Source organism: Streptomyces sp. NBC_01314 (assembly GCF_041435215.1).
In the GTDB taxonomy this organism is placed as follows: domain Bacteria; phylum Actinomycetota; class Actinomycetes; order Streptomycetales; family Streptomycetaceae; genus Streptomyces.
On record NZ_CP108394.1, the window covers coordinates 2,589,670 to 2,613,327 of the forward strand.

Here is a 23,658-nt window from a genome sequence, read left to right on the forward strand (position 1 = left end):
GGACTTACCGGTTCTCCCCGTCGGTAACGGCCCCCACCGGACGCAAAGCGATCATTCGGATAAATCCCTGCTTCCCGACAACGTGCCGCGCGCGGCGAGGGGTTCCCGAACCAGGAAATCTACTCAAATCGACGTACCCGCCCACTCCGTGAGGGACAAACGTAGACGTCGCGCGGCGCTCAGGCGTCGGGGTTCTTGCCCGTGGCGGCGGTGGTGATGCGCTGGACCTGTGTCGTCGCGAATGACCGCAGGTCATGCTCCTTGGGCAGGGACTCACCGATCACGAGCGCGACGACGGTGCCGACACGCAGTGCCGCTACGGTGAACTTCCCGTCCTTCGCGTAGGCGTCCGTCTCATCGGCGCCCACGTCGATGGTGAGGGGCTTGATCGTGCCCGGGTCGCCCTCGTGGTTCTCCGCGACCATCGTCTTCATGCCCGCCTTGGCGCTCTCGACGGAGTCGTATGCGAGGAGTGTGAAGTCCGCGTCGGTCTCGCCGCCGCTCTCCAGCATGAGGTACCGGGTGGTCGCGAACGCGGTGAGCCCGGCGCAGCCCCACTGGGCCGCCTGCTCGCAGAACTTCCGGGCCTCGGCACCGTCGCGGACACTCGGCTCCATCCCCTTCCAGCCCTTCGGGGCGACGAGCTTGCTCGGGATGGCCTGGGCCGGCTGGGACGGGGCGAACGGCGCGTCGGCGGCACCGCCTCCCGCGCCGCCCCCGTCCCCGCCCCCCGAGTCACCGTCATCCGAGCAGCCGGCCGGCGCCAGTATCAGTGCGAGACCCATGGCCACGCCGCGCGCCTTCTGAAGCATCGTCGCCCACCCCGTTCATTCCATGATCGACCGTCAGTCATACGTGGATATCACGGAGTCCCGCTCTGGTCCCGGCCCTCGCCTCTGGCGAGGTGGGCCGGCGCGGCCCAAGGAGCCGTTCACGCCGGGTTCTCCCCCGTGTGGCCCTGTGTCAGTTCACAAGTGCGGTTTCGGCGGGTATTCCTCCCATGGCGTACCCCCCCACCGCACCCCGGAGACACCATGCCGCTCGCCCGACGTGCCCTGCTCGCCGCCCTCGCCGCCGGTCCCATGGTCGCCGCCTGCACCTCGGCCCGCGCGATCCCCTCGGACGACGCGCCCCGCACCGACAGGGCGCCGCGTACGGCTTCGCCGGCGGCCCGGCGGCTGCTGCCGGACCACTGGCGGCAGATCACGTTCACGGAAGGGCTGGAACGGGACACGTTCCGGGTGTCGGGGAGCACGGGGCGCATCACCGTCGCAGGTGACACGCCGGCCACCCAACTCACCGGACTGAACTGGTACTTGCGGCATATCGCGTACGCCGAGATCAACTGGGCGGGCGAACAGACGAACCTCCTGCCCCGCGACCTGCCCGGCCTCAGCGCGGAGGTCAGCCGCCGCGCGAACGTCACCCACCGTTTCGCCCTTAACGACACCAACGACGGCTACACGGGCGCGTACCTCGACTGGGCGTACTGGGAGCGCGAGCTGGACGTGCTGGCGCTGCACGGCTACAACGAGGTCCTCGTCTACACGGGCGCGGACGCGCTGTACCACCGGGTGTTCCAGGAGTTCGGGTACGGGGAGGAGGAGCTGCGGGAGTGGGTGCCGGGCCCGGCCCACCAGCCGTGGTGGCTGCTGCAGAACCTGTCCGCCTTCCCCTCCCCGCTCTCCGCCCGGCTCCTGGACGCGCGGGCCGTCCTCGGCCGTCGGATCGCCGACCGGGCGCGTGAACTGGGGATGACACCGGTGCTCCCCGGCTACTTCGGGACCGTCCCGGCCGGTTTCGCGGAGCGCGTGCCGGGTGCGCGGACCGTCCCGCAGGGCGAGTGGATGGGCTTCGCGCGCCCCGACTGGCTGGACCCGCGCACGGACGAGTTCGCACGGGTGGCCGCCGCCTTCTACCGGGTGCAGGACGAGATGTTCGGCCCGTCGACCCTGTACAAGATGGACCTGCTGCACGAGGGCGGCGACCCGGGTGACGTGCCCGTCGCAGACGCGGCGAAGGGCGTCGAGCGGGCGCTCCAGCGGTCCCGCCCGGGGGCCACCTGGGTGATTCTCGGCTGGCAGCACAACCCGCCGCGCGCGATCGTCGACGCCGTCGACAAGCAGCACATGCTCGTCGTCGACGGCCTCTCCGACCGGTTCCCCACGGTCACCGACCGTGAGGCCGACTGGGGCGACACCCCGTACGCCTTCGGGTCGATCTGGAACTTCGGCGGCCACACCGCGCTCGGCGCGAACACCCCCGACTGGGCCGCGCTGTACGAGAAGTGGCGCACCAAGGACGGCAGCAGGCTGCACGGGATCGCCCTGATGCCGGAGGCGGCGGACAACAACCCTGCCGCCTTCGCCCTCTTCTCCGAACTCGCCTGGCGAGAGGGCGAGTTGAACCTCAAGTCCTGGTTCGCCGAGTGGGCGCACGCCCGGTACGGGGCCCGTGATCCGCATGCCGAGGCCGCCTGGGACATCCTGCGCCGCACCGCGTACGGCACCACCCGCGCCGACTCGTGGAGCGAGGGCGCCGACGGCCTGTTCGGCGCCCGTCCGGCTCTGAACGTCGTACGGGCCGGCCGCTGGTCACCCAAGCAACTCCGCTACAGCGCGGCCGACTTCGAGCCCTCACTCGGCGAACTGCTCAAGGTGAGAGCCGAGTTGCGGGTCTCGTCGGCGTACCGTCGCGACCTCCTCGACGTGGCCCGCCAGGCCCTCTCCAACCGCAGCCGGGTCATGCTGCCGCAGATCAAGGCCGCGTACGACGCCGGCGACAAGGCCCGCTTCGACAGGTCGAGCCGTGACTGGCTCTCCCTCATGGACCTGTTGGACGAGCTGGTGGCCACCGACTCCCGCCATCTGCTGGGGCGTTGGGTCGCCGACGCCCGTTCCTGGGGTGCGACTGCCGCCGAGCGGGAGGAGTTGGCGTACGACAACCTGTCGCTGCTGACCGTGTGGGGGACGCGGGAGGGTGCGGACGCCGGGCTGCGGGACTACGCCAACCGGGAGTGGGCGGGGCTGGTCGGCGGGCTGTACCGGCTGCGCTGGTCGACGTACTTCGAGGAGCTGCGGGCCGCGCTGGCGGCGGGCCGGGCGCCGAAGAAGATCGACTGGTTCGCCCTGGAGGACCGCTGGGCGCGGAACCCGGGGCCGCTCGCGACAGAGCCGACCGGGGACACATACACGGTCGCCACACAGGTCCGGGACCGGCTCACAGCGCTCTCCTGAGGGATCACAGCCCACTGCCACGGCACCCCCACGACCTTCCCAGTCGACCGCGTGACCCTCAACTACCTTGTCAGCGCGCTCATTTGGGTCCACACGTGCCGCCGTCGGACTGCCGGACCGTTCCGGGGCGCACACAGTCGTGCGCGCCCCGGAGACGGCCGCCGTTGGACCGCTCGGGTCCACGGCTCTGGTCGAGGGCCGTCCCCCTCGACCAGAGTTCAGCGGGTCACGCCTCGGCGGCGATCCGTGCCAGCCGCTGGGCCTCTGCCCTCGTCGAGCGGGCGATCGCGTCCTCGTCGACGTGCAGCAGGCGGCCGTTCTCCACGATCTGCCGGCCGTTCACGAACGAAGCCGTCACCGGGGCCGCAGCGCCGAGGACCAGGGCGGTCACCGGGTCGGCGATCGACGCGTGGGCGAGGGTGTCCAGCTTCCAGAGGACGAGGTCGGCGAGCTTGCCCCGCTCCAGCGAGCCGATCTCGGCCGCCCGGCCCAGGACCTGGGCGCCACCGTAGGTGCCGAGGCGCAGTGCCTGGCGGGCGTTGAGGGCCGCTTCGCGGTGGGCGCCGAGCCGGTTGACGAGGAGAGCGTTGCGCAGCTCGGTGTGGAGTTCGCCGGACTCGTTGGACGCGGTGCCGTCGACGCCGAGGCCGACCGGGACGCCGGCCGCCAGCATGTCCGGGACGCGGGCGATCCCCGCGGCCAGCCGGGCGTTGGACGACGGGCAGTGGGCGACCCCCGTCCTCGTACGGGCGAAGGCGTCGATGTCGGAGTCGTTCATGTGGACGCAGTGAGCCATCCACACGTCCTCGCCGAGCCAGCCCGTCGACTCGAAGTAGTCGGTCGGGCCCATGCCGAACAGTTCGTGGCAGAACTTCTCCTCCTCGACGGTCTCCGAGCCGTGGGTGTGCAGCCGTACGCCGAGGCGTCGCGCCAACTCGGCGCCCTCACGCAGCAGTTCGGTGGAGACCGAGAAGGGCGAGCAGGGGGCGACGGCGATCTGGGTCATCGCGCCGAAGGAGGAGTCGTGATACTGCGCGACCGTCGCCTCGGTGGCGGCGAGCGCGCCCTCCAGCGTCTCGACGGCGAAGTCCGGGGGCAGGCCGCCGTCCTTCTCGCTGCGGTCCATGGAGCCACGGGCGAGCGTGAAGCGGACGCCCGTCTCGCGCGCCGCCCGGATGATGGAGCCCGACAGATCGCCGGAGCCCTTCGGGAAGACGTAGTGGTGGTCCATCGCGGTCGTCACACCGCCGCGGGCCATCATGGCGAGCGAACCCTGGGCCGCCGCGTACGTCATGCTCTCGTCGATGCGCGCCCAGGTCGGGTAGAGCGCGACGAGCCAGTCGAAGAGGTTGTGGTCCGTGGCCAGGCCCCGGGTGATCCACTGGTAGAAGTGGTGGTGCGTGTTGACCAGACCGGGGGTCACGAGGTGCCCGCTCGCGTCGATCCGGCGTACGACGTCCGTCAGGCCCTCGGGGGCCCGGCCCTCGCCCACCGACTCGATGACGTTGTCCGCCACGACCACATAACCGGACGCGTACTCGGTGTCCTTCGCGTCCACGGTCGCGATCGCCGCGTTCTCGATGACGATGCGCTGGGTTGCTGCCATGGTTCGTCCTTCGGGGTCACTTCGGAGGTCACTTCAGACGTCGTTTCAGAGGTCGCTTCAGAGGTTGGTGAGGTCCGCCGGGATCTTCGCTTCGCACCCGTCCCGCAGGACGGTGGCCTCGATGAGGCCGTAGGGCCGGTCGGCGGCGAAGTACACAGCTCCGTCGGCGGTGTCGTTCTCGAGGCCGAACGGAGTCAGGTCGACCAGGAAGTGGTGCTTGTTCGGGAGGGAGAAACGGACCTCGTCGATCTCGTCGCGGTTGTCGATGATGCGCGCGCCCATCTGGTACAGGGTCTGCTGGAGCGAGAGCGAGTACGTCTCCGCGAAAGCCTGGAGCATGTGCTGCTTCACCTGCCCGTAGGACGCCTCCCAGTCGGGCATGTCCCGCTCGTCGTCGGTCCAGTTGAAGCGCCAGCGGGCGGAGACCTCGGTGGCGAGGACGCGGTCGTGCGCCTCCGGGAGGGTCGTGTACTTGTCCTTGACGTAGCCCCAGAACTCGGAGTCGGTCGAGTTCATGACCGTGAGGTCCTTGAGCCCGGAGACGACCTCCCACGACGAGCCGTCGTACGTGACCTGGGTCAGCCGGGTCTCCTGGCCCTTGCGGACGAAGGAGTGCGCGCCCTCGTTGCCGTGCTCGATGCGCTCCCAGGAGTACTCCTCGATGCGGATACGGGCCCGGTGGATGGCCGGCTGCGAGGTCACGAAGTGCCGGGCCAGGTGGATGCCGAACTGCTCGGCGGACTCGATGCCGTGCTCCTTGGCGAACGCGTACACCGTGTTCTTGGTGGTGTCCGTCGGCAGGACGTTCGCGTTCGAGCCCGACAGGTGGACCTCGGCCATGTCGCCGGAGAGCGACACGGACACGTTCAGGTCCTTGATGTGGTGGGTGGCGCCGTCCCGCGTGATCTTGACGACCCGGTTCTCGGCTTTGCCGTACTGGTTCGGTCCCAGGATGGGCATGGGTGCTAGCTCCCTCGGTATACGGAGTAGCCGAACGGGTTGAGCAGCAGCGGTACGTGGTAGTGCTCGCCGGGGTTCACGGCGAAGGTGATCGCCACTTCCGGGAAGAACACGGCACCGCTGTCCCGATTCGCGGGGGCGTCCTGCTGCGCATCGGCTTGCTTGTTCACGGTCTGTGCGAGGTACGGCTCGACCTCGAAGTCGAGCCGTACGTGGGTCGTGCCCTCCGGCAGCGCCGGGAGGTCCTTGCACCGGCCGTCGGTGTCGGTCGCCGAGCCGCCGAGCGCCTGCCAGTCCGCGGCGCGACCCGAGCGGGCGGCGAGGTGGACGGCGACGCCCTCGGCGGGGCGGCCGACGGAGGTGTCCAGGATGTGTGTGGACACGGAGGCAGTCGTGGCGGTGCTCATGATCGGGCTTCCTCTTCCACTTCGACGAGCCGGGCCAGGCGGATGCGGTTGATCTTGCCCAGTTCGGTGCGGACGATCTCGCGTTCCCGCTCCGGCGCGTTGCCGATCCGCTCCCTGACCGCGTCGCGCATCTGCTCGCCGGTCCGGCCGGTGGCGCAGATCAGGAAGACATGGCCGAACTTCTCCTGGTAGGCCAGATTCAGTTCGAGCATCTCCGCCTTGAGCTGGTCGGAGGTGCCGGCCATCCCGCGCTGCTCACGGGCCGAGGTCGGGTCGCCCGGCTTCGGGCGGCCGATCGGCGGGTGTCCGGCCATGGCCTCCGTCAGGTCCCCTTCGGTCAGCTCGGCCATGGCGGCGTCACTGGCGGCGAAGAGCTCCTCGACGGTGTCGTACGGGCGGCCGGCGATGAGCCTGTGCCCCCATTCGGCCGAGGCGCACGCCTCGTGGAGCGCCGCGGCGGCCGCGTGCTCCTCCAGGGAGTTGAAGCGGGCGAGGCCCGGTGTCGAAGAACGCGAAGTCACGGGAGCCTCCGTGGCCGTGGTGCTGGACTGGCTTCGGCAAGCTAACGCCCTGCGACGACATCACGTCAACAGTTTGTTGAAAAATCGCGGTTACGGCGAGGTGGCCGAAGAGGTCTCCGGCCGCGGCGGAACCCAGCGCCCCTCAGGACCGAGCACCCGCCTCAGGACCAAGCACCCCCTCGGGACCGAGTGCCCCCTCAGGACCGAGCACCCTCTCGGGACCGAGCGCCCCCGTCAGGCCCAAACACCCCCTCAAGCCCCCTTCTCGCGGTTGAGGTAGTTGTAGACGGTGAAACGGCTGACGCCGAGCGCGCTCGCGACGGTCTCCACACCATGGCGCACGGAGAAGGCGCCGCGCGCCTCCAGTATCCGTACGACCTCCTGCTTGGCCTTGCGGTCGAGGTCCGCCAGCGGCCTGCCCTTCCGGCGTTCCATCGCGGCCAGGATGTGGTCCAGCGACTCGGCGAGCTGCGGCAGGCGCACGGCGACGACGTCGGCGCCCTCCCAGGAGAGGACGACATCGTCGGGGCCGGCCTCGTCCGGCGGCAGCATGACCCCGCCCATGGCGTCGACCAGTGGCTTCACGGCCGCGACGAAGGGCTCGTCGCCGGCGCCGGTCACGCGCCGCCCTCCCCGATCACATTGACCTGGAGCGAGATCCGGGTGGCGCCGGACTCCAGGGTCCGGCGCAGCAGGGCGTCCACGGCGGTCAGCACGGCGGCGGCGTCACCCTCCGCCGTGTTGCCGAACGGGCCGACGTCCACCGCGTCCAGCTCGGCCGCCTCGACGACCTCACGGGCCACGAGCGCGTGCGCCGGTGCCTCGTCCAGGTCGAAGGGCTCGGTCGTGAACTCCACTCTCAATCGCACGGGCACAACCTAACGCGCGGTGCCGATTTCCACCGAGCCCTCTTGACAAGCCCCGACGGCCAGCGGCAATCTTCCATTAAGCAGAAATCAACTTCCATAATACGGAAATCAACATGGAAGGGAGCGCCTGAGGCCCCATGGGATTCGCGGAGCAGCGCTACAACGTCAACCTGTCGATCCTCTTCACGGAACTCCCGCTCCTGGAGCGCCCCGCGGCCGCCGCCGTGGCGGGCTTCACCGCGGTCGAGCTGTGGTGGCCCTGGGTCGACTCCCCCACCCCCGCGCGGTCCGAACTCGACGCCCTGCGTGGCGCGTTGAAGGACGCGGGCACCCAACTGACCGGGCTGAACTTCTACTCCGGCGTGCTGCCGGGCCCGGACCGGGGCGCGTTGTCGATCCCGGGTGAGGAGTCGGAGAGGTTCCGCGCCAACATCGACGTGGTCGCGGAGTTCGCCGAGTCCGTCGGCTGCAGGGCGCTCAACGCCCTGTACGGCAACCGCGTCGCCGGTGTGGACCCGGCCGAGCAGGACGCGCTCGCGCTGCGGAACCTGGTCCTGGCGGCTCAGGCCGCCGACCGGATCGGCGCGATCCTGCTGATCGAGGCCCTGAACAAGGTGGAGTCGCCGCTCTACCCGCTCGTGTCGGCCCCGGCCGCCGTCGGTGTCGTCGACAAGGTCAACGAGGCGTCGGGCCTCGGCAACGCGCACTTCCTGATGGACCTCTACCACCTGTCCATGAACGGCGAGGACCTGCCGCGGGTGATCGCCGAGTACGCCGGCAGGACCGGCCATGTGCAGATCGCCGACAACCCCGGCCGCGGCGCCCCCGGCACCGGCACCGTCCCATTGGAGGACCTCCTCGACCAGCTGGGCAAGGCCGGTTACGAGGGTCTGGTCGGCCTGGAGTACAAGCCGGGTGACCGGCCGAGCGCCGAGGCCTTCGAGTGGCTCCCCCGAGAGGCCCGCGCGACGCGCTGAGCCTCCACCCCACCGACGTAGCCGAGCAGCCAGAGAGGCACCCTCACCATGAGCAATCTCCCCAAGGTCGCGTGGATAGGCCTCGGCATCATGGGCTCCCCCATGTCCGAGAACCTGATCAAGGCGGGTTACGACGTCACGGGTCACACCCTGGAGCAGGACAAGCTCGACCGGCTGACCGCCGGTGGCGGTACGGCCGCGGCCTCCATCGCCGAGGCCGTGCGCGACGCCGACGTCGTCATCACGATGGTGCCCGCCTCCCCGCAGGTCGAGGCGATCGCGTACGGCCCCGACGGCATCCTGGAGAACGCCAGGCCCGGCGCCCTGCTGATCGACATGTCGTCCATCACCCCGCAGACCTCCGTCGACCTGGCGAAGGCCGCGAAGGAGAAGGGCATCCGGGTGCTCGACGCCCCGGTGTCCGGGGGTGAGGCGGGCGCGATCGAGGCCGTGCTGTCCATCATGGTCGGCGGTGAGCAGGCCGACTTCGCGGAGGCCGAGCCGGTCTTCGAGGCGCTCGGCAGGACCATCGTGCTGTGCGGCCCGCACGGCTCGGGGCAGACCGTGAAGGCCGCGAACCAGCTGATCGTCGCCGTGAACATCCAGGCGTGCGCCGAGGCCGTGGTCTTCCTGGAGAAGTCGGGCGTGGACCTGAAGGCGGCGCTCGACGTGCTGGGCGGCGGCCTCGCGGGCTCGACCGTGCTGACCCGCAAGAAGGACAACTTCCTGAACCGGGACTTCAAGCCGGGCTTCCGCATCGACCTGCACCACAAGGACATGGGCATCGTCACCGACGCCGCCCGCACCGTGGGCGCCGCCCTGCCCGTCGGCGCCGTGGTGGCCCAGCTGGTCGCCTCGCTGCGCGCCCAGGGCGACGGCGGCCTGGACCACTCGGCCCTGCTGCGAGCCGTGGAACGCCTCTCCGGCGCCCAGGTCTGAGGGGTCCGAGGCGGATCGCCTCCCGAACTTCCGGTCCGTGGCGGCGCTGACATCTGTCCTGTCGCGCCCAGGCGCCGCCGCGGGCCGGAACCACCGTTGCGGGTACGCCGACTTCCTGAGGGGCGTCGGCGGGCGCACCACGATGTCCGTACGCCTGTCGACGGTGGGTGAGGGTTTGGCCGACGCCGACGTTGTGCGCGACCCGCCCGAACCGGCGATCAACTTCTGCACAGAAGAGGTCAGTTACGGCCTCGCCGGGGACGACGCCCTGGTCTCCTTCATCAAGACCTCGATCAATTTCCCTGATCAGGTTCCTGACTTCACACACACCCCGAGCCGCGTCCGGTCCCTGGTGACACCCATCAGCCACCGGACGCACCGCCCGCGACTGCCGCCGACCGACCCGGATGAGGGGTGGCCGTCGGCACGAGCGGGCAGGACACGGACCGCGGCGGCATGCGCGCCAGTGCGGTGGTGAAGGCTCCGGCCCGCGTCTCGACGTGAGGGACGCGGAACCGGCGCCGCCGCATCCGCCGCGGTCCGACCCACGCTCGGGTCCACGAGACGGGGGTGCAGGCCGTCGACGGCCGGGTGCGCATCGCCGACGGGCGCGTGCGCCTCGCCGAGGCCGCCGAGACGGGCGCCGAAACGATGAGCCACCCCTTGGCTTCGGCGACGAGCGGGACGGGGGGCGCCGGGGAGGTCACGATGTCCCGGGCCCCGGGCCGGTCCTCGGGCGCCTCCGTATGGAACGCGTCCTCGCGTCCCGCGTGAGCCGATACCACTCGTCGCACTCCGGTCGCCTCGGCCCTCGGCCCTCGCCCCTCGCCCCGGCCGCCGTGGCCCGTGCCTCCGCCGGCTGCGCCGCCGCGCGGCGGGCTCCGTTGGAGCTGCCACTCCGGCGCCGTGTCGCATCACGTCGCCCCTGGAGGGACCTCGCGATCAGGGTCTGACAACCCGGTCAGCGGCCACCGCCACGGCTTCCTGCCTACGCAAGTGTGCGTAGACCGTCTACGGAACCCTCAAATCAACCTCTGAACCAGTGCGTAGGGGCTTCAACTACCCCTGGGTCAGGGCACATTCTCGACACACGAGGCCCGCCGACACGGGGGCGGCGGGCCTCGACGGGGGAAGCCCCCACGGGGGAAACACGGGGGCACGGGGGAAACGGGGGCCCGGGGATCGGGGGAGAACCGGGAAAACGGGGGAGGCCATGAGCGGCGGCGCGACAAGCGGCTCGCGTCATGCGAGGTCGCGCTGGAGCAGGGCCTCCCCTTCCCGCTCCGGGCAGTCGGCCGCCGCCGGCGCCGTACGCCTCAGACCCGCAGCGTCCTGATCGACGTGGGCGCGTGGCCCGGCTCCGTCGCGATCTCCTCGAACTCCACCACGTTGCCGATGTCGTTCGTCGTGGACATCGAGATGTTGGTGACGCGCTCCAGGATCGCCTCGACGACGACCGGCACCCGGTACTCCGCCGCGAGCTTCTTCGCCTGCTCGAACGCGGCGCCCAGCTCGGCCGGGTCGGTCACCCGGATCGCCTTGCAGCCCAGGCCCTCGGCGACCTTGACGTGGTCGACGCCGTAGACGCCCAGCTCGGGCGAGTTGACGTTCTCGAACTCCAGGTTGACCTGGAAGTCGATGTCGAAGGCGCGCTGGGCCTGGCGGATGAGGCCCAGGTAGGAGTTGTTCACCAGGACATGGACGTACGGGATGCGGTGCTGCGCCCCGACCGCCAGCTCCTCGATCATGAACTGGAAGTCGTAGTCGCCGGAGAGAGCGACGACGGACGCCTCCGGGTCGGCCTTCGCCACGCCGAGCGCGGCCGGGATCGTCCAGCCGAGCGGGCCCGCCTGGCCGCAGTTGATCCAGTGGCGCGGGCGGTGGACGTGCAGCATCTGGGCGCCGGCGATCTGGGAGAGGCCGATCGTGGAGACATAGCGGGTCTCGGGGCCGAAGGCCTTGTTCATCTCCTCGTAGACGCGCTGCGGCTTGATCGGGATGTCGTCGAAGTGCGTACGGCGCTGGAGCCGGGCCTTGCGGTCCTGCGCGTCCGCCGCCCATGCGGAGCGGTCCGGCAGCCTGCCCTCCGCCCGCGACTCCCGTGCCACCGCCACGAACAGTTCCAGCGCGGCCTTGGCGTCGGACGCGATGCCGTAGTCGGGGGCGAAGATCCTGCCGATCTGGGTGGGTTCGATGTCGACGTGGACGAACTTCCGGCCGGCCGTGTAGACGTCCAGCTTCCCGGTGTGCCGGTTGGCCCAGCGGTTGCCGATGCCGAGGACGAAGTCGGACTCCAGGAAGGTCGCGTTGCCGTAGCGGTGCGAGGTCTGCAGGCCGACCATGCCGGCGTTCAGTTCGTGGTCGTCGGGCAGGACGCCCCAGCCCATGAGGGTGGGGACGACCGGGACACCGGTCAACTCGGCGAATTCGACGAGGAGTTCGGCGGCGTCGGCGTTGATGATCCCGCCGCCCGCGACGATCAGCGGTCGCTCCGACGCGTTGAGCAGCCCGAGCGCCTTCTCGATCTGGGCGCGGCCGGCGGCCGGCTTGTAGACCGGAAGCGGTTCGTACGTGTCCGGGTCGAACTCGATCTCGGTGAGCTGGACGTCGATGGGAAGGTCGATGAGGACCGGGCCGGGTCGCGCGGAGCGCATCAGGTGGAAGGCCTGCTGGAAGACGCCGGGGACCTGCGCGGCCTCCAGCACGGTCACGGCCATCTTGGTGACCGGCCCCGCGATGGAGGCGATGTCGACCGCCTGGAAGTCCTCCTTGTGGATCACGGCCCTGGGTGCCTGGCCCGTGACGCAGAGGATCGGGATGGAGTCACCGAGGGCCGAGTAGAGCCCGGTGATCATGTCGGTCCCGGCGGGGCCGGAGGTGCCGACGCAGACACCGATGTTGCCGGGGTGGGTGCGGGTGTAGCCCTCGGCCATGTGCGACGCGCCCTCGACATGCCGGGCGAGGGTGTGCTGGATGCCGCCGGAGGCCTTCAGGGCCGCGTAGAAGGGGTTGATCGCCGCGCCGGGGACACCGAACGCGTCACGGACACCCTCACGCTTGAGGATCTCGACTGCCGCTCGGGCAGCGGTCATACGGGCCATTGCGTACTCCTGCTTCAGCTGCCGGACTCACTCCCGTCGCGCCCCGCGGCGAGCACTTCCGTCATCCCATCAGTGACATTTCCGTATCGCGGAAACTATTTTCTGCTATCTGGAATCAGATTAGGAGGAGCGGCAAGAGGCGTCAAGGTCGTGGGCAGCGGAAAACACCTGGGCGTCTCAGGGTGTTTCCCTGTCGGAACAGCCCTGGCTGGAGGACGATGAGGGGGCGTTTTCGACGGGGCCCGGTGGTGGGGTGGGGAACATGAGCGAGAGCATGGCGGTGCGGTGCCCGGACTGCGGGCGGGAGCATCAGTACGCCGCGCCGGCCTACCCCTGTGTGTGCGGCACCCCGGTCGCCCCACCCCTGAACCGCCGCGCCGCCCCCACCTCCCTCACCCACCACACCTGGGACGAGGACTGGGTCACCGTCCGCTGCGGGAGCTGCGGCCGCGCCGACCAGTGGCCCCACCCGGAGCTGGGCTGCTCCTGCGGGACCGTGCTGCGCGTACCCGTGGCCGGCGGCCTACGGTCGCCGAATCCCGGCGACGCCCCGCACACACCCGTGGCGCCCGCCGACCCCCGGGCGACCTTCCGGCCCGTCACCATCCGCACGGCCCGCGACGCGGTCACCGCCGTCGCCCTCTATCTGCGCTGGCTGGGCTACCGGGACATCCGCCGCGCCGACCAGCGGCAGCCGACCGGGATCGGCCTGGCCGCGCGAGGCGTCCTGGCCCAGGTGGACCCGTCGGTCCGCCCGGCCTCGCCGCGCGACGTCGAGTGCCTGTGGCTGAGCGCCATGACAGAGTCCACCGACTGCGTCTACTTCTCCCTCGCCGGGTACGCCAACGACGCCCGCGACCGCGCCGACGGCCTGGGCGTCTCCCTTTTCGTCCTGGACCTCACGGGCACCCCGCAGCCGGTGAACGGCGCGGCGACCGAGCTGGTCGCCACGGGTGCGGGGGCCTGAGTGCCCATCACCTTGAGGTGACCATCGCCCTGAGGTGACCATGGCCTTGAGGCGGAGGGCACCCCGAGGCGGAGGGCACCCCGACGGCGGTCGCGCGAACGGCTACCCGGCGGCGTACCGCTCCCGCAGCTCGATCTTGCGCACCTTCCCCGACACCGTCATCGGGAAGGAGTCCAGGATGCGCAGCGCGCTCGGGATCTTGTAGTGCGCCAACCGGCCGTCGCAGAAGGCCCGCAGCTCCTCCAGTGTGAGCGGTTCGGCCGTCTCGCGCGGGATGACGCAGGCGAGCACCTCCTCGCCGTACCGCTCGTGCGGTACGCCCACCACCTGGACGTCGGCGATCTTCGGGTGGCCGTACAGGAACTCCTCGATCTCGCGCGGGTAGATGTTCTCGCCACCCCGGATGATCATGTCCTTGATCCGGCCGACGATCTCCACGTACCCGTCCTCGCGCATCGTCGCCAGGTCCCCGGTGTGCATCCACCGCCCGGCGTCGACGGCCTCGGCGGTTCTGTCCGGCTCCTCCCAGTAGCCGAGCATCACGCTGTAGCCACGGGTGCACAACTCGCCCGCCACACCGCGTGGTTGGGTCACTCCGGTGACCGGGTCGACGATCTTCACCTCGATGTGTGGGAGGACACGGCCGACGGTGCCGGTGCGGTGTTCCAGGTCGTCGTCGCGCCGGGTCTGGGTGGAGACGGGCGAGGTCTCCGTCATGCCGTAACAGATCGAGACCTCCGTCATGTGCATCTCGGTGACCACCCGCTTCATCACCTCCACCGGGCACGGCGAGCCCGCCATGATGCCGGTACGCAGGGTGGAGAGGTCGTACGCGGCGAAGTCGGGGAGGTTCAACTCCGCGATGAACATGGTCGGTACGCCGTACAGGGAGGTGCAGCGCTCCCGCTGGACTGCCTCCAGGGTGGCCTTCGGGTCGAAGGACGGAGCCGGGATGACGACGCAGGCGCCGTGCGAGGTCGCCGCGAGGTTGCCCATCACCATGCCGAAGCAGTGGTAGAAGGGCACGGGCACACAGATCCGGTCCTGCTCGGTGTAGGCGATCAACTCCCCCACGAAATAACCGTTGTTGAGGATGTTGTGGTGGGAGAGCGTCGCCCCCTTGGGGAAGCCCGTGGTGCCGGAGGTGTACTGGATGTTGATCGGGTCGTCGCAGGACAGGTCCTCGTACGGCACCGGCGTCCCGCGCGCGATCAGCGCGTCCCAGCTCGGGTCGCCGATGTAGACGGTCTCCCTCAACTGCGGGCAGCGGGTGCGGACCTGCTCGACCATCGCCCGGTAGTCGCTCGTCCGGTGACTGAGCGAGGCGAAGAGCAGGCGGACACCGGCCTGGTTGAGGACGTACTCGACCTCGTGGGTGCGGTAGGCCGGGTTGATGTTCACCATGATCGCGCCGATACGGGCGGTGGCGTACTGGACGAGGACCCACTCCGCGCAGTTCACCGCCCAGATACCGACCCGGTCGCCCTTGGCCACGCCGCTCGCGAGCAGGGCGTACGCCAACGCGTCGACGTCGGCGGCGAACCGGGTGTAGGTCCAGCGCCTCCCGGACGGTACGTCGACGAGGGCCTCGCGGTCCGGCCAGGCCGCGACCGCCCGGTCGAGGTTGGCGCCGATGGTGTCGCCGAGCAGCGGGGTCCCGCCGGTGCCGTGCGTGTAGGACAGCTCGCTCATCGGAAGTCCTCCTCGCGGTACTCCGCGTCCGAGCCCGCGGCCGTGGCCTCGCGCAGCGCGATGCGGCGGATCTTGCCCGACACGGTCTTCGGCAGGTCGCCGAACTCCAGGCGGCGCAGACGCTTGTAGGGCGCGAGGACGGTCCGGGAGTGCTCGAAGAGCACCTTCGCGGTGTCCGGGCCCGGCCCCCAGCCGGCCGCCAGCACGATGTACGCCTTCGGCACCGCGAGCCGCACCTCGTCCGGCGCGGGCACGACCGCCGCCTCGGCGACGGCCTCGTGCTCCAGCAGGGCGCTCTCCAGCTCGAACGGGCTGATCTTGTAGTCGCTCGCCTTGAATACGTCGTCCGCGCGGCCCACGTAGGTGATGTAGCCGTCCTCGTCCCGTGCGCCGATGTCGCCGGTGCGGTAGTAGCCGCCGGCCATGGCCTCCGCCGTACGGTCGGGGTCGCCGTGGTAGCCCGTCATCAGGCCGACCGGGCGGTTGGAGAGGTCGAGGGCGATCTCGCCCTCGACGGCGTCGGGGGCGCCCGAGACGGGGTCGAGGAGGACGACCTTGAAGCCGGGGCCGGGCCGGCCCATCGAGCCCGTCTTCAGTTGCTGGCCGGGGCTGTTGGAGACCTGGACGGCGGTCTCGGTCTGGCCGAAGCCGTCGCGGATGTCCACGCCCCAGGCGCGGCGCACCTGCTCGATGACCTCGGGGTTGAGGGGTTCACCGGCCGCGACGACCTCACGGGGCGGGGTGCTCAGCTGCGTGAGATCGGCCTGGATGAGCATGCGCCACACGGTGGGCGGGGCGCAGAAGGTGGTGACGCCCGCGCGCTCCATCTCCGAGAGCAGCCGGCTCGCGTCGAAGCGGGTGTAGTTGTGGATGAACACGGTCGCCTCCGCGTTCCACGGGGCGAAGAGGTTGGACCAGGCGTGCTTGGCCCAGCCGGGCGAGGAGATGTTGAGATGGACATCGCCGGGTCGCAGGCCGATCCAGTACATGGTCGCCAGGTGGCCGATGGGGTACGACACATGGGTGTGTTCGACCAGTTTGGGCCGGGCGGTCGTGCCCGAGGTGAAGTACAGCATCAGCGGGTCGGTGGCGTTGGTCGCACCGTTCGGCTCGAAACGGGCGGCGGCCGCGTAAGCCTCCTCGTACGGCCGCCAGCCGTCCACCGTCCCGCCGACCGTCGTGCGGGTGTAACGGCCGGGCACGTCCGCGAACTTGGGGGCGTCCTCGGCCCGTACGATCACATGCTTGACCCGGCCGCGCTCGACCCGGTCGCGCAGGTCGGCGGGGCCGAGCAGCGGGGTCGCGGGGATGATGACGGCGCGCAGCTTCATCGCGGCGAGGGCGGTCTCCCACAGCTCCGTCTGGTTGCCGAGCATGACGAGGATGCGGTCGTCGGCGCGGACGCCCCGGTCCCACAGCCAGTTGGCGACCCGGGACGAGCGCTCGGACATCTCGGCGAAGGAGATCGATGTCTCGGTGCCGTCCTCCTCGACGATGTGCAGCGCGGTGCGGTCGTTCCCACGTGCGATCATGTCGAACCAGTCGAGCGCCCAGTTGAAGTACTCCGGGCGCGGCCAGGTGAAGCCCTTGTAGGCCGTGGCGTAGTCCTCACGATGGGCCAACAGGAAGTCCCGGGCCTCCCGGAACTCGTCCGTGGCGCTCGTCCTCGCCGACATGTGTCCTCCTCATTGCCGGACCGTTGCCTGACATCGTGTAATGCGTGGTACACGTCTCACTACCCCCGAACGGGGGTGCGCCGCGCGGAAGGGGGGCGAGTTCGTGGCATTGGATTCCTCGGATTCCGTCGGGACGGCTTCGTCCGGACGGGCGGACATGCGCGGCGCTCTGGCCCGGCTGCGGCAGGCCACCGGGCTGCCGCTCGCCTTCGCGGGGCTGGTCGAGCCCGGCCCCGGGCAACTGCGCATCAGCGAACTCCACGGCAACCGGACCACCGCGCTCAGCGGCCTGGCCGTGCGCTCCGGGAACGGCCTCGGCGGCAAGACGGTGGCCCTGGCCCGTCCGTGCTGTGTGACCGACTACTCCGTCTCGCGCCAGATCAGCCACGAGTACGACGCCGCGGTCGCCGCCGAAGGTATCCGCTCCGTCCTCGCGGTCCCCATCGTCGTACGACGCCAGGTGCGCGGGGTGCTGTACGGCGCCCTGCGCACGGCTCAGCCGCTGGGCGACCGCACGGTGGGAGCCGCGCTGGAGGCGGCGCGGGACATGGAGCAGACGCTCGTGGTGCGGGACGAGGCGTGGAGCCTGCTGGCCTCGGCGCGGGCGCCCGAGGGCGAGTCGGCCGGGGCGTGGGAGGAGGTCCGGGAGGCGCACGGGGCGTTGCGCGCGCTCGCCCCGCGCATCGACGATCCGGAGCTGCGGGCCGAGCTGCTGCGGGTGTGCGGGCGCCTGGCCGGCGTGGCCGGCGGGGAGAACACCGCGCCGGACGGTGGCGCCGGGGTCGCCCTCACACCGCGCGAGATGGATGTGCTGGCCTGCGTCGCGACGGGTGCGACCAACACGGTCGCCGGAAATCGGCTGGGGCTTCGCCCCGAGACGGTGAAGGCCTATCTGCGCTCGGCCATGCGGAAGCTCGAGGCGCATACGCGTCTGGAGGCGGTGGTGGCTGCCCGCCGGGCGGGGCTGTTGCCGTAGTGATCCGCGTGGACGTCTCGAACCGCGGGGCCGTGGGGGGCCGGTCGCGCCCACGCGGCGGAGCCGCACATGTCACGGTCCCGCGCCCCTTCCGGGGGCGTGATGGACATCATCTTTCATGTAACGGGCATGTGAAATTCCTTATGCCGTACCCTTCCTGTTATTTCCCACACCGGGTCTACGTTCCGAAATTCAAAGACTCGATGCCTAATATTGGCCCGGACACGACACTCGAGGGGAGCGGTGGCCCGTGCGACGGGAGTACAAGGAGCCTGGGAGACCCCGCCCCGACCTGGTCATAGGCCGGGAGGAGCTGTTCGCGGGGGCGCGTGAGCAGCTTGCGCGGAGCGGCAGCGTGCTCGTGCACGGCTCCGCGGGTATCGGAAAATCGACCGTCCTGCGCGCTCTGGCCGCGGAATACGAGGAATCGGCACGGACGGTGCTGCGCTGCTCGGCCACCGAGTCCGAGTCGCATCTGCCCTTCCTCGCGCTGACCGATCTGCTCGGGCTGGTCATGGACGAGGTGTCCGACCAGCTGCCCGCCCCGCAGCGCACCGCGCTGGAGTCCGCGCTCACCGGCCGTGGCGAGTCCACCCTCCAGCGCGACGGGCTCGCCCTCCGGCTGGCCGTCCTGTCGACCCTGCGCGCCCTGGCCGCCAAGGGCCCGGTACTGATCGTCGCGGACGACCTCCAGTGGCTGGATCCGGCCAGTGTCGAGCTGCTCGGGTTCGCGGCGCGCCGGCTGGGCGAGCTGCCGGTCCGCATGCTGTGCGCCGTACGTACCTCGACGGACCCCCACGGTCACGAGCAGGACAGGTATCTACGCGCGTCCCCTCCCGGCACGCTGGCCCTCCGGGTCACCCCGCTGTCCAGGACGCACGTCGCCGAGCTGCTGGAGAACCGCGGCTACACCGGTCTGCCCCGGTCGACCGTGCGGGACATCCACCGCACCAGCGGCGGCAACCCGCTGTTCGCGCTGGAGCTCGGCCGTGCCCTCGCCGACAGCCCGACGCCGCCGCGTCCGGGCGAGCCACTGCCCGTGCCGACCTCACTGCGGACCCTGGTCCTGAACCGGCTGGACATGCTCTCGGCCGAGGCCCGCCGCACCCTGCTGGTCGCCAGCGCCGGTGCCCGGCCCACGGTGGCACTGCTGCACGCCGCCGGCCGGGAGAACGCCGAGGCGGAGACCGCGCGCGCCGTCGAGCTGGGGCTGCTCGCACCGGAGCGGGAGGGGCCGTACGTACGGTTCGCGCACCCCCTGGTGTCGGCCGCGCTGTACGCCGAGGCGACCGCCCAGGAGCGGCGGGCCGCCCACGCCGCACTGTCCACCGCCGCCGTCGACCCCATCGAACGGGCCCGGCATCTGGCGCTGTCCACCCACGGCACCGATCCGCTGGTCGCCGCGCGGCTGGGCGAGGCCGCTGCCGTGGCCCGGGACCGGGGCGCGCCCTCGGTCGCCGCCGAACTGGGGCTGCTCTCGGCCCGGCACACCCCGGCGGACGCGACGCCGGGCCCCGACGAACGGCGGCTGCAGGCCGCCGAGGACGCGCTGACCGCCGGGGAGAACGACCTCGGCCGGGACATCGCCCGCGAGGTGCTGAGCCGGGCCACCGAACCCGCCGAGCGGGTCCGGGCCTGGATGGTGGTGATCGACGCGGCCGGACAGTCGCTGGCCGAGGTCGACGCCGTGTACCCGCAGGTCCTCGCCGACGCGGGCGACGACCCGCGCCTGCTCGGCCTGGTCCGTTACCAGCTGGCCTGGCGCGCCCTGGTCCTCGAAGGCGATTTCGCCCAGAGCCGGGAGGAGGCCGCGCGGGCGGCGGAGCTGGCGGCACGGGCCGAGGACCGGCGTACCGAGCTGCTCGCGCTCGCCTTCCAGGCGCAGGCCGAGATCCTGATGGGGCACCCTGACGCGCCCATGACGATCAAGCGGGCGCTGAAGGAGCCGCAGGACCCGCAGCTCGCCTGCCATCACAACGGGGCGGGCGCGACCCGCTTCCGCTGGCTGATGATGAGCGACCAGCTCGGCGAGGCCCGCGCGACGATCACCTCGCTGCTCCGTGAGGTGCGGCGGCGCGGCATGGTCGAGAGCGAGGTGCACTATGTGCGCTTCCTCGCCGAGACCGAGCTGCGCTCCGGGCACTGCGGCCGGGCCCTCGACCTCGCCCGCGAGGGCTATGTCCTCGCCCGTGACTCCGGTATCGGCGAGGGCGCGTCCGCCATGCTCACCTCGCTCGCCGAGGCCGCAGGCGGTGACGTGGAGCGGGCCCGGGCGCTCGCCCGCGAGGCCGCCGAGCGCGCCGAGCAGGACGGCGACCTGATGTACCTCTCCCGCGCCCTGGGCGCCCTCGGGCACGCCCAGTTGGTGGCGGGGGACGCGCCGGGCGCCGTGCAGGCCCTGCGCCGCGTACGGGAGCTGGAGGAGGGCCTCGGGGTCACCGACCCCGCACGCGGCCGGTGGCACGGCGATCTCGCCGAAGCCCTGGTGCGGGTGGGTGAGTCGGCAGAGGCACAGGACGTCATCGACGTCACCCGGCAGCAGGCGCTGCGGCTCGGGCGGGAGAGTGTGCTCGCCGTCCTCGACCGGGCCGAGGCGCTGGTGCGTGCGGCGCGAGGTGAACAGGAGGTCGCCGTACGGCAGTTGACGTCGGCGCAGGACCGGCTGGCGAAGCTGGGCTACGGCCTGGAGGAGGCGCGGGCCGCGTTCTCCCTGGCGGGGCTGCGCACCGTTCCGCAGGCTCTCGGTCTCGCCCGGCCAGGGGGGACACCCACGTCCGGACCGGGCTCGTACGACGAGGCGTCCCGGCTGTTCCGCCGCTGCCGTGCCCTGCCGTGGCTGCGTCAGGTGGAGGAGGCCTCGGTCACCCCGGCACCTCCGCAGCAGCCCGCGATCGCCCCCTCGGCGCTGGACGCCCTCGCCGTGCTCGCGGCGACGGAACGCCAGGTCGCGGAGCTGGTCATGGAAGGGGCGACCAACCGGGAGATCGCCGGTCGGCTGTACATCAGCGTGAAGACGGTCGAGGCGACACTTACGCGGGTCTACCGGAAGCTGGGCATCCGGTCGCGTGTGGACATCGTGCGGCTGGCGGCGGGACACCGTACGAACTGACCTCCCCGGGACCGGCTGACGAGCCCCTCCCGGGACCTGGGCCCTGTCGTCACATTCCCGTCCGTCACTCTTCGGCGGACCAGGTGCGCGCAGCGACCTTGCGGCTCCAGCCTAGGCTCAAACCCCGGCCCGGGTCATCGAGGGTTTTCCCTCCCCAACTCGCCTAGGGGGATCCCCCCTTGGGAGAGGATCACTCCGGCTCCTATTTTTTGTGACGTGCCGCACGCCAGGGCACACAGACCGGCCCGTCGCCCCCGCTCGGCTCCCCCGAGCGGGGGCGGCACGGCAGGTTCTGTGCACCAACCCCCCACCCGCGCGTCCCCCACCGGCAACTCCCCATGAGGAGCACCATGTTCGGGTTCAACCGCGTCAAGAAGTCGATGATCGCCGCCGTGGCCACCGCTGCCGCCGCCGCGGCCGCGCTGCTCACCGCCCCCGGCGCCGTCGCCGCTCCCCAGCCCATCGTGGGTGGTACGACCACCACCGCGAGCGCGTACCCGTACGTCATGCAGATCACGAACGCCTCGCAGAGCCAGTTCTGTGGTGGCACCCTCGTGTCTCCGACCAAGGTGATCACCGCCGCTCACTGCATGGTCGGCAGAACCACCTCCAACACCCGTGTCGTCGGCGGCCGTACCTACCGCAACGGCACGAACGGCACCGTCAGCACGCTCAGCAAGATCTGGATCCACCCGAGCTACAACAGCTCCACCATGACCAGCGACGTGGCCGTGCTGACCCTCGCGGTCGCTCAGCCGTACACCACGGCGTCCTACGTCAGCGCCTCGCAGACGGGCGTCTACGCGGCCGGCACCACCGCCCGCATCATCGGCTGGGGCACCACCTCCTCGGGCGGCTCCTCCTCCAACCAGCTGCGCACCGCGACCGTGCCGGTCGTGGCCGACTCGGTCTGCGGCAGCTCCAGCGCGTACGGCTCCGAGTTCGTCGCCAGCTCCATGGTCTGCGCCGGTTTCTCTTCCGGCGGCGTCGACACCTGCCAGGGCGACAGCGGCGGTCCCCTGATGATCGGGGGCGTCCTGGCAGGCATAGTTTCCTGGGGTTACGGCTGCGCCGACGCGCAGTACCCCGGGATCTACACCCGGCTGACCACCTTCTCCAACACGGTGGCCGCCCAGATCGCCTCGTAGCCGAGGCCCGGGCGCGAGCCGACAGACTCCTGAGGTACTCCCTCAGGAACTGCCAGGGGGTGCCGCGAACCTGCCACGAGCGGTTCGCGGCGCCCCCTCTCCAATGTCCGGGAGGCGTACGGAGGTTACGACGGGGCCACGGTGCCGAACCGGATGTCGTACGCGCCGTCCCCGTGCAGCGTCGTGAGGGTGCGCTCCGCCTCCGTCACCAGGTCGGCCCGCTGCCGCTGGGTGAGGCGGCCGAAGGGTTCGAGGGTGAGGACGTCGGCGTCGAGCTTCCAGATGCCGGCCAGGAAGCCGTCCACGAGGAACGTGCGATGGGCCTGATTCCCTTGCCAGGAACGGCCCTTGAGGTCCGGCGGGACCACGCGGGAGCGGTCGGCGTGGGAGAGGAGCAGGTTGTCGAACTCGGGGAGCAGCCGGGGCGGGGCCGGGGTCTCCGGGTCGGGGCGAGGCGCGTCCGGGAGGTCGAAGAGTTCGGTGCCGCTGTCGTCGCGGAAGACGAGCAGCTCCGGGCGCAGCCGCTCGAACGCCTCGCGCAGGCGGGTCAGTCCGGCCCAGGTCTGCATGTCCTTGACGGAGGCGGGCCCGAACGCGGCGAGATAGCGCCGGATGACGGTTTCGGGTGCCGGTGCCTCTTCGGCGGGGCGGCCGAGCCAGTGCTCCGCGGTGGTCAGGGCGACCTGTCCGCTCCTCCCCCACAGGCCGCGCGGGGTGACCTGGACGAGCGGAAGCCGGCAGCGCGCGGCGACACCGAGGGCGAACGGGTCGGCGTCGGGCCACTCCACGATCAACGCCTCACGCAACTGCTTCAGGGTGCGCGGCTCGGCCTCGACGAGTTCCCGCGCGATCGCCTCCAGCCGGTCCAGATCGACCCCGGCCAGCCCTTTGCGGAACAGGTTCAGCTCCCGCTCCCGGGCCGGCTGCACCAACGGCCGCAGGGCGAGGCAGTCCTCGGCGGTGTGCGTGTGGATCGTGGACCGCATGGTCACGATGCGTACGACGTCCCGGTCGGCCATCAGCGCCGACAACTGCTCGGGCGCGAAGCCGTCCAGCCGGGCGGCGAGCGCGTAGTACGGCGGCCGTACGTTCTGCGCCTGGAGCCCGAGGAGGTGCGTGATGGCGCCGTGGGCGGACATGGGCGGGGGCACCGAGTCGGCGGCCTTGGCGGAGGGGGTCTTGGCGGAGAGTGCCTTCACGGAGGGGGCTTTGGCGGGGGCGGCCTCGGCGGAAACGGGCGCCCGGTGCAGCAGGAGCTGGCGGGCCAGGGTCGCGCGGTTGAGGGCCTGGGTGCCGAGCCGGGGAGCGGTCTGGTCCGCCTTGTTCGTCATGGTGCGCACGCTAGCGGGGGTTGCGGACAGGTTCTGTCCGCGACAGTCCTGATGCGGTCCGCGGTCCGCCGCCGAGAGCGGAGAGCGCGACGGCGCGTCCCGTCCGCGATTGCCTCGCTCCCCCGCCCCCCTGCCCGACCCAC

The 23,658-nt window shown here is 71.1% G+C and carries 20 protein-coding genes; 9 read left to right on the forward strand and 11 right to left on the reverse strand.

The features are described from left to right. Positions 1-179: 179 nt before the first annotated feature. Positions 180-812, reverse strand: a complete 633-nt coding sequence (locus tag OG622_RS11440) for a hypothetical protein (RefSeq protein WP_371575435.1) — start codon at positions 810-812, stop codon at positions 180-182. 222 nt (positions 813-1,034) lie between these two features. Between OG622_RS11440 and OG622_RS11445 the strand changes: the two genes are divergently transcribed. Continuing rightward, complete coding sequence (locus OG622_RS11445; RefSeq protein WP_371575437.1) at positions 1,035-3,236, forward strand: alpha-N-acetylglucosaminidase; 2,202 nt, start codon at positions 1,035-1,037, stop codon at positions 3,234-3,236. A 226-nt stretch (positions 3,237-3,462) separates the two neighbouring features. On the opposite strand, the gene OG622_RS11450 is transcribed toward OG622_RS11445, so the two are convergent. From OG622_RS11450 to OG622_RS11475, 6 genes are all read right to left on the reverse strand, one after another. After that, complete coding sequence (locus tag OG622_RS11450; RefSeq protein ID WP_371575439.1) at positions 3,463-4,842, reverse strand: 8-oxoguanine deaminase; 1,380 nt, start codon at positions 4,840-4,842, stop codon at positions 3,463-3,465. 57 nt (positions 4,843-4,899) lie between these two features. Beyond that, positions 4,900-5,802: a factor-independent urate hydroxylase gene (pucL, locus tag OG622_RS11455; protein WP_371575441.1), complete on the reverse strand. Its 903-nt coding sequence runs from the start codon at positions 5,800-5,802 to the stop codon at positions 4,900-4,902. Between the two features lie 5 nt (positions 5,803-5,807). Then, positions 5,808-6,209, reverse strand: coding sequence for a hydroxyisourate hydrolase (uraH, locus tag OG622_RS11460; RefSeq protein ID WP_371575442.1), 402 nt, complete (start codon positions 6,207-6,209; stop codon positions 5,808-5,810). Next, on the reverse strand, positions 6,206-6,730 hold the full coding sequence (uraD, locus tag OG622_RS11465) for a 2-oxo-4-hydroxy-4-carboxy-5-ureidoimidazoline decarboxylase (RefSeq protein WP_371575443.1): 525 nt from the start codon (positions 6,728-6,730) through the stop codon (positions 6,206-6,208). The genes uraH and uraD overlap by 4 nt, the downstream gene beginning before the upstream one ends. 252 nt (positions 6,731-6,982) lie before the next feature. Further along, positions 6,983-7,351 (reverse strand): helix-turn-helix domain-containing protein, encoded by a 369-nt coding sequence (locus OG622_RS11470; protein WP_371575444.1) that lies wholly within the window; start codon positions 7,349-7,351, stop codon positions 6,983-6,985. Next, positions 7,348-7,599, reverse strand: coding sequence for a hypothetical protein (locus OG622_RS11475; protein ID WP_371575446.1), 252 nt, complete (start codon positions 7,597-7,599; stop codon positions 7,348-7,350). The genes OG622_RS11470 and OG622_RS11475 overlap by 4 nt, the downstream gene beginning before the upstream one ends. 137 nt (positions 7,600-7,736) lie before the next feature. Here OG622_RS11475 and OG622_RS11480 point away from each other — a divergent pair, with 137 nt between their 5' ends. The 4 genes from OG622_RS11480 to OG622_RS11495 all read left to right on the forward strand — a co-directional run bounded on the left by OG622_RS11480 (position 7,737) and on the right by OG622_RS11495 (position 10,289). Next, on the forward strand, positions 7,737-8,576 hold the full coding sequence (locus tag OG622_RS11480; RefSeq protein WP_371575448.1) for a TIM barrel protein: 840 nt from the start codon (positions 7,737-7,739) through the stop codon (positions 8,574-8,576). Between the two features lie 48 nt (positions 8,577-8,624). Beyond that, a complete protein-coding gene (locus tag OG622_RS11485; protein WP_371575450.1) occupies positions 8,625-9,515 on the forward strand; it encodes a 2-hydroxy-3-oxopropionate reductase in 891 nt (296 codons plus the stop codon). Positions 9,516-9,552: 37 nt separating this feature from the next. Continuing rightward, positions 9,553-9,993, forward strand: a complete 441-nt coding sequence (locus OG622_RS11490; protein WP_371575452.1) for a catalase — start codon at positions 9,553-9,555, stop codon at positions 9,991-9,993. A 92-nt stretch (positions 9,994-10,085) separates the two neighbouring features. Then, positions 10,086-10,289, forward strand: a complete 204-nt coding sequence (locus OG622_RS11495) for a hypothetical protein (protein ID WP_371575454.1) — start codon at positions 10,086-10,088, stop codon at positions 10,287-10,289. A gap of 542 nt (positions 10,290-10,831) precedes the next feature. Here OG622_RS11495 and gcl read toward each other — a convergent pair. Continuing rightward, entirely contained in the window at positions 10,832-12,616 is a 1,785-nt protein-coding gene (gene gcl, locus OG622_RS11500; protein WP_371575455.1) for a glyoxylate carboligase, read from the reverse strand. A 262-nt stretch (positions 12,617-12,878) separates the two neighbouring features. On the opposite strand from gcl, the gene OG622_RS11505 reads away from it, so the two are divergent. Continuing rightward, positions 12,879-13,583 carry a hypothetical protein gene (locus OG622_RS11505; RefSeq protein WP_371575457.1) on the forward strand — a complete coding sequence of 235 codons (705 nt, stop codon included), beginning with the start codon at positions 12,879-12,881 and terminating at the stop codon, positions 13,581-13,583. Between the two features lie 102 nt (positions 13,584-13,685). Here OG622_RS11505 and OG622_RS11510 read toward each other — a convergent pair whose 3' ends face one another. Together OG622_RS11510 and OG622_RS11515 are read right to left on the reverse strand one after the other, a co-directional pair. Further along, the gene (locus OG622_RS11510) at positions 13,686-15,275 is read right to left on the reverse strand and encodes an AMP-binding protein (RefSeq protein ID WP_371575459.1); all 1,590 of its coding nucleotides are present in this window, start codon (positions 15,273-15,275) and stop codon (positions 13,686-13,688) included. Further along, entirely contained in the window at positions 15,272-16,951 is a 1,680-nt protein-coding gene (locus OG622_RS11515) for an AMP-binding protein (protein WP_371575461.1), read from the reverse strand. Before OG622_RS11515 ends, OG622_RS11510 begins: the two co-directional genes overlap by 4 nt. 157 nt (positions 16,952-17,108) lie before the next feature. Here OG622_RS11515 and OG622_RS11520 point away from each other — a divergent pair, with 157 nt between their 5' ends. From OG622_RS11520 to OG622_RS11530, 3 genes are all read left to right on the forward strand, one after another. Next, positions 17,109-17,927, forward strand: coding sequence for a LuxR C-terminal-related transcriptional regulator (locus OG622_RS11520; RefSeq protein ID WP_371584070.1), 819 nt, complete (start codon positions 17,109-17,111; stop codon positions 17,925-17,927). Between the two features lie 250 nt (positions 17,928-18,177). Beyond that, positions 18,178-21,036: an AAA family ATPase gene (locus OG622_RS11525; RefSeq protein ID WP_371575463.1), complete on the forward strand. Its 2,859-nt coding sequence runs from the start codon at positions 18,178-18,180 to the stop codon at positions 21,034-21,036. Positions 21,037-21,386: 350 nt separating this feature from the next. Further along, on the forward strand, positions 21,387-22,184 hold the full coding sequence (locus tag OG622_RS11530) for a serine protease (protein WP_371575465.1): 798 nt from the start codon (positions 21,387-21,389) through the stop codon (positions 22,182-22,184). A 125-nt stretch (positions 22,185-22,309) separates the two neighbouring features. On the opposite strand, the gene OG622_RS11535 is transcribed toward OG622_RS11530, so the two are convergent. After that, positions 22,310-23,515 carry a winged helix DNA-binding domain-containing protein gene (locus tag OG622_RS11535; RefSeq protein ID WP_371575467.1) on the reverse strand — a complete coding sequence of 402 codons (1,206 nt, stop codon included), beginning with the start codon at positions 23,513-23,515 and terminating at the stop codon, positions 22,310-22,312. Positions 23,516-23,658 lie beyond the last annotated feature (143 nt).

Coding starts and splice junctions, on each gene's coding strand:
- OG622_RS11530 (WP_371575465.1), top strand. CDS start 21,387: ATGTTCGGGTTCAACCGCGTCAAGAAGTCGATGATCGCCGCCGTGGCC.
- OG622_RS11485 (WP_371575450.1), top strand. CDS start 8,625: ATGAGCAATCTCCCCAAGGTCGCGTGGATAGGCCTCGGCATCATGGGC.
- OG622_RS11440 (WP_371575435.1), bottom strand. CDS start 812: ATGCTTCAGAAGGCGCGCGGCGTGGCCATGGGTCTCGCACTGATACTG.
- OG622_RS11450 (WP_371575439.1), bottom strand. CDS start 4,842: ATGGCAGCAACCCAGCGCATCGTCATCGAGAACGCGGCGATCGCGACC.
- OG622_RS11520 (WP_371584070.1), top strand. CDS start 17,109: ATGCGCGGCGCTCTGGCCCGGCTGCGGCAGGCCACCGGGCTGCCGCTC.
- OG622_RS11505 (WP_371575457.1), top strand. CDS start 12,879: ATGAGCGAGAGCATGGCGGTGCGGTGCCCGGACTGCGGGCGGGAGCAT.
- OG622_RS11445 (WP_371575437.1), top strand. CDS start 1,035: ATGCCGCTCGCCCGACGTGCCCTGCTCGCCGCCCTCGCCGCCGGTCCC.
- OG622_RS11535 (WP_371575467.1), bottom strand. CDS start 23,515: ATGACGAACAAGGCGGACCAGACCGCTCCCCGGCTCGGCACCCAGGCC.
- OG622_RS11510 (WP_371575459.1), bottom strand. CDS start 15,275: ATGAGCGAGCTGTCCTACACGCACGGCACCGGCGGGACCCCGCTGCTC.
- uraH (WP_371575442.1), bottom strand. CDS start 6,209: ATGAGCACCGCCACGACTGCCTCCGTGTCCACACACATCCTGGACACC.
- gcl (WP_371575455.1), bottom strand. CDS start 12,616: ATGGCCCGTATGACCGCTGCCCGAGCGGCAGTCGAGATCCTCAAGCGT.
- pucL (WP_371575441.1), bottom strand. CDS start 5,802: ATGCCCATCCTGGGACCGAACCAGTACGGCAAAGCCGAGAACCGGGTC.
- OG622_RS11480 (WP_371575448.1), top strand. CDS start 7,737: ATGGGATTCGCGGAGCAGCGCTACAACGTCAACCTGTCGATCCTCTTC.
- OG622_RS11515 (WP_371575461.1), bottom strand. CDS start 16,951: ATGTCGGCGAGGACGAGCGCCACGGACGAGTTCCGGGAGGCCCGGGAC.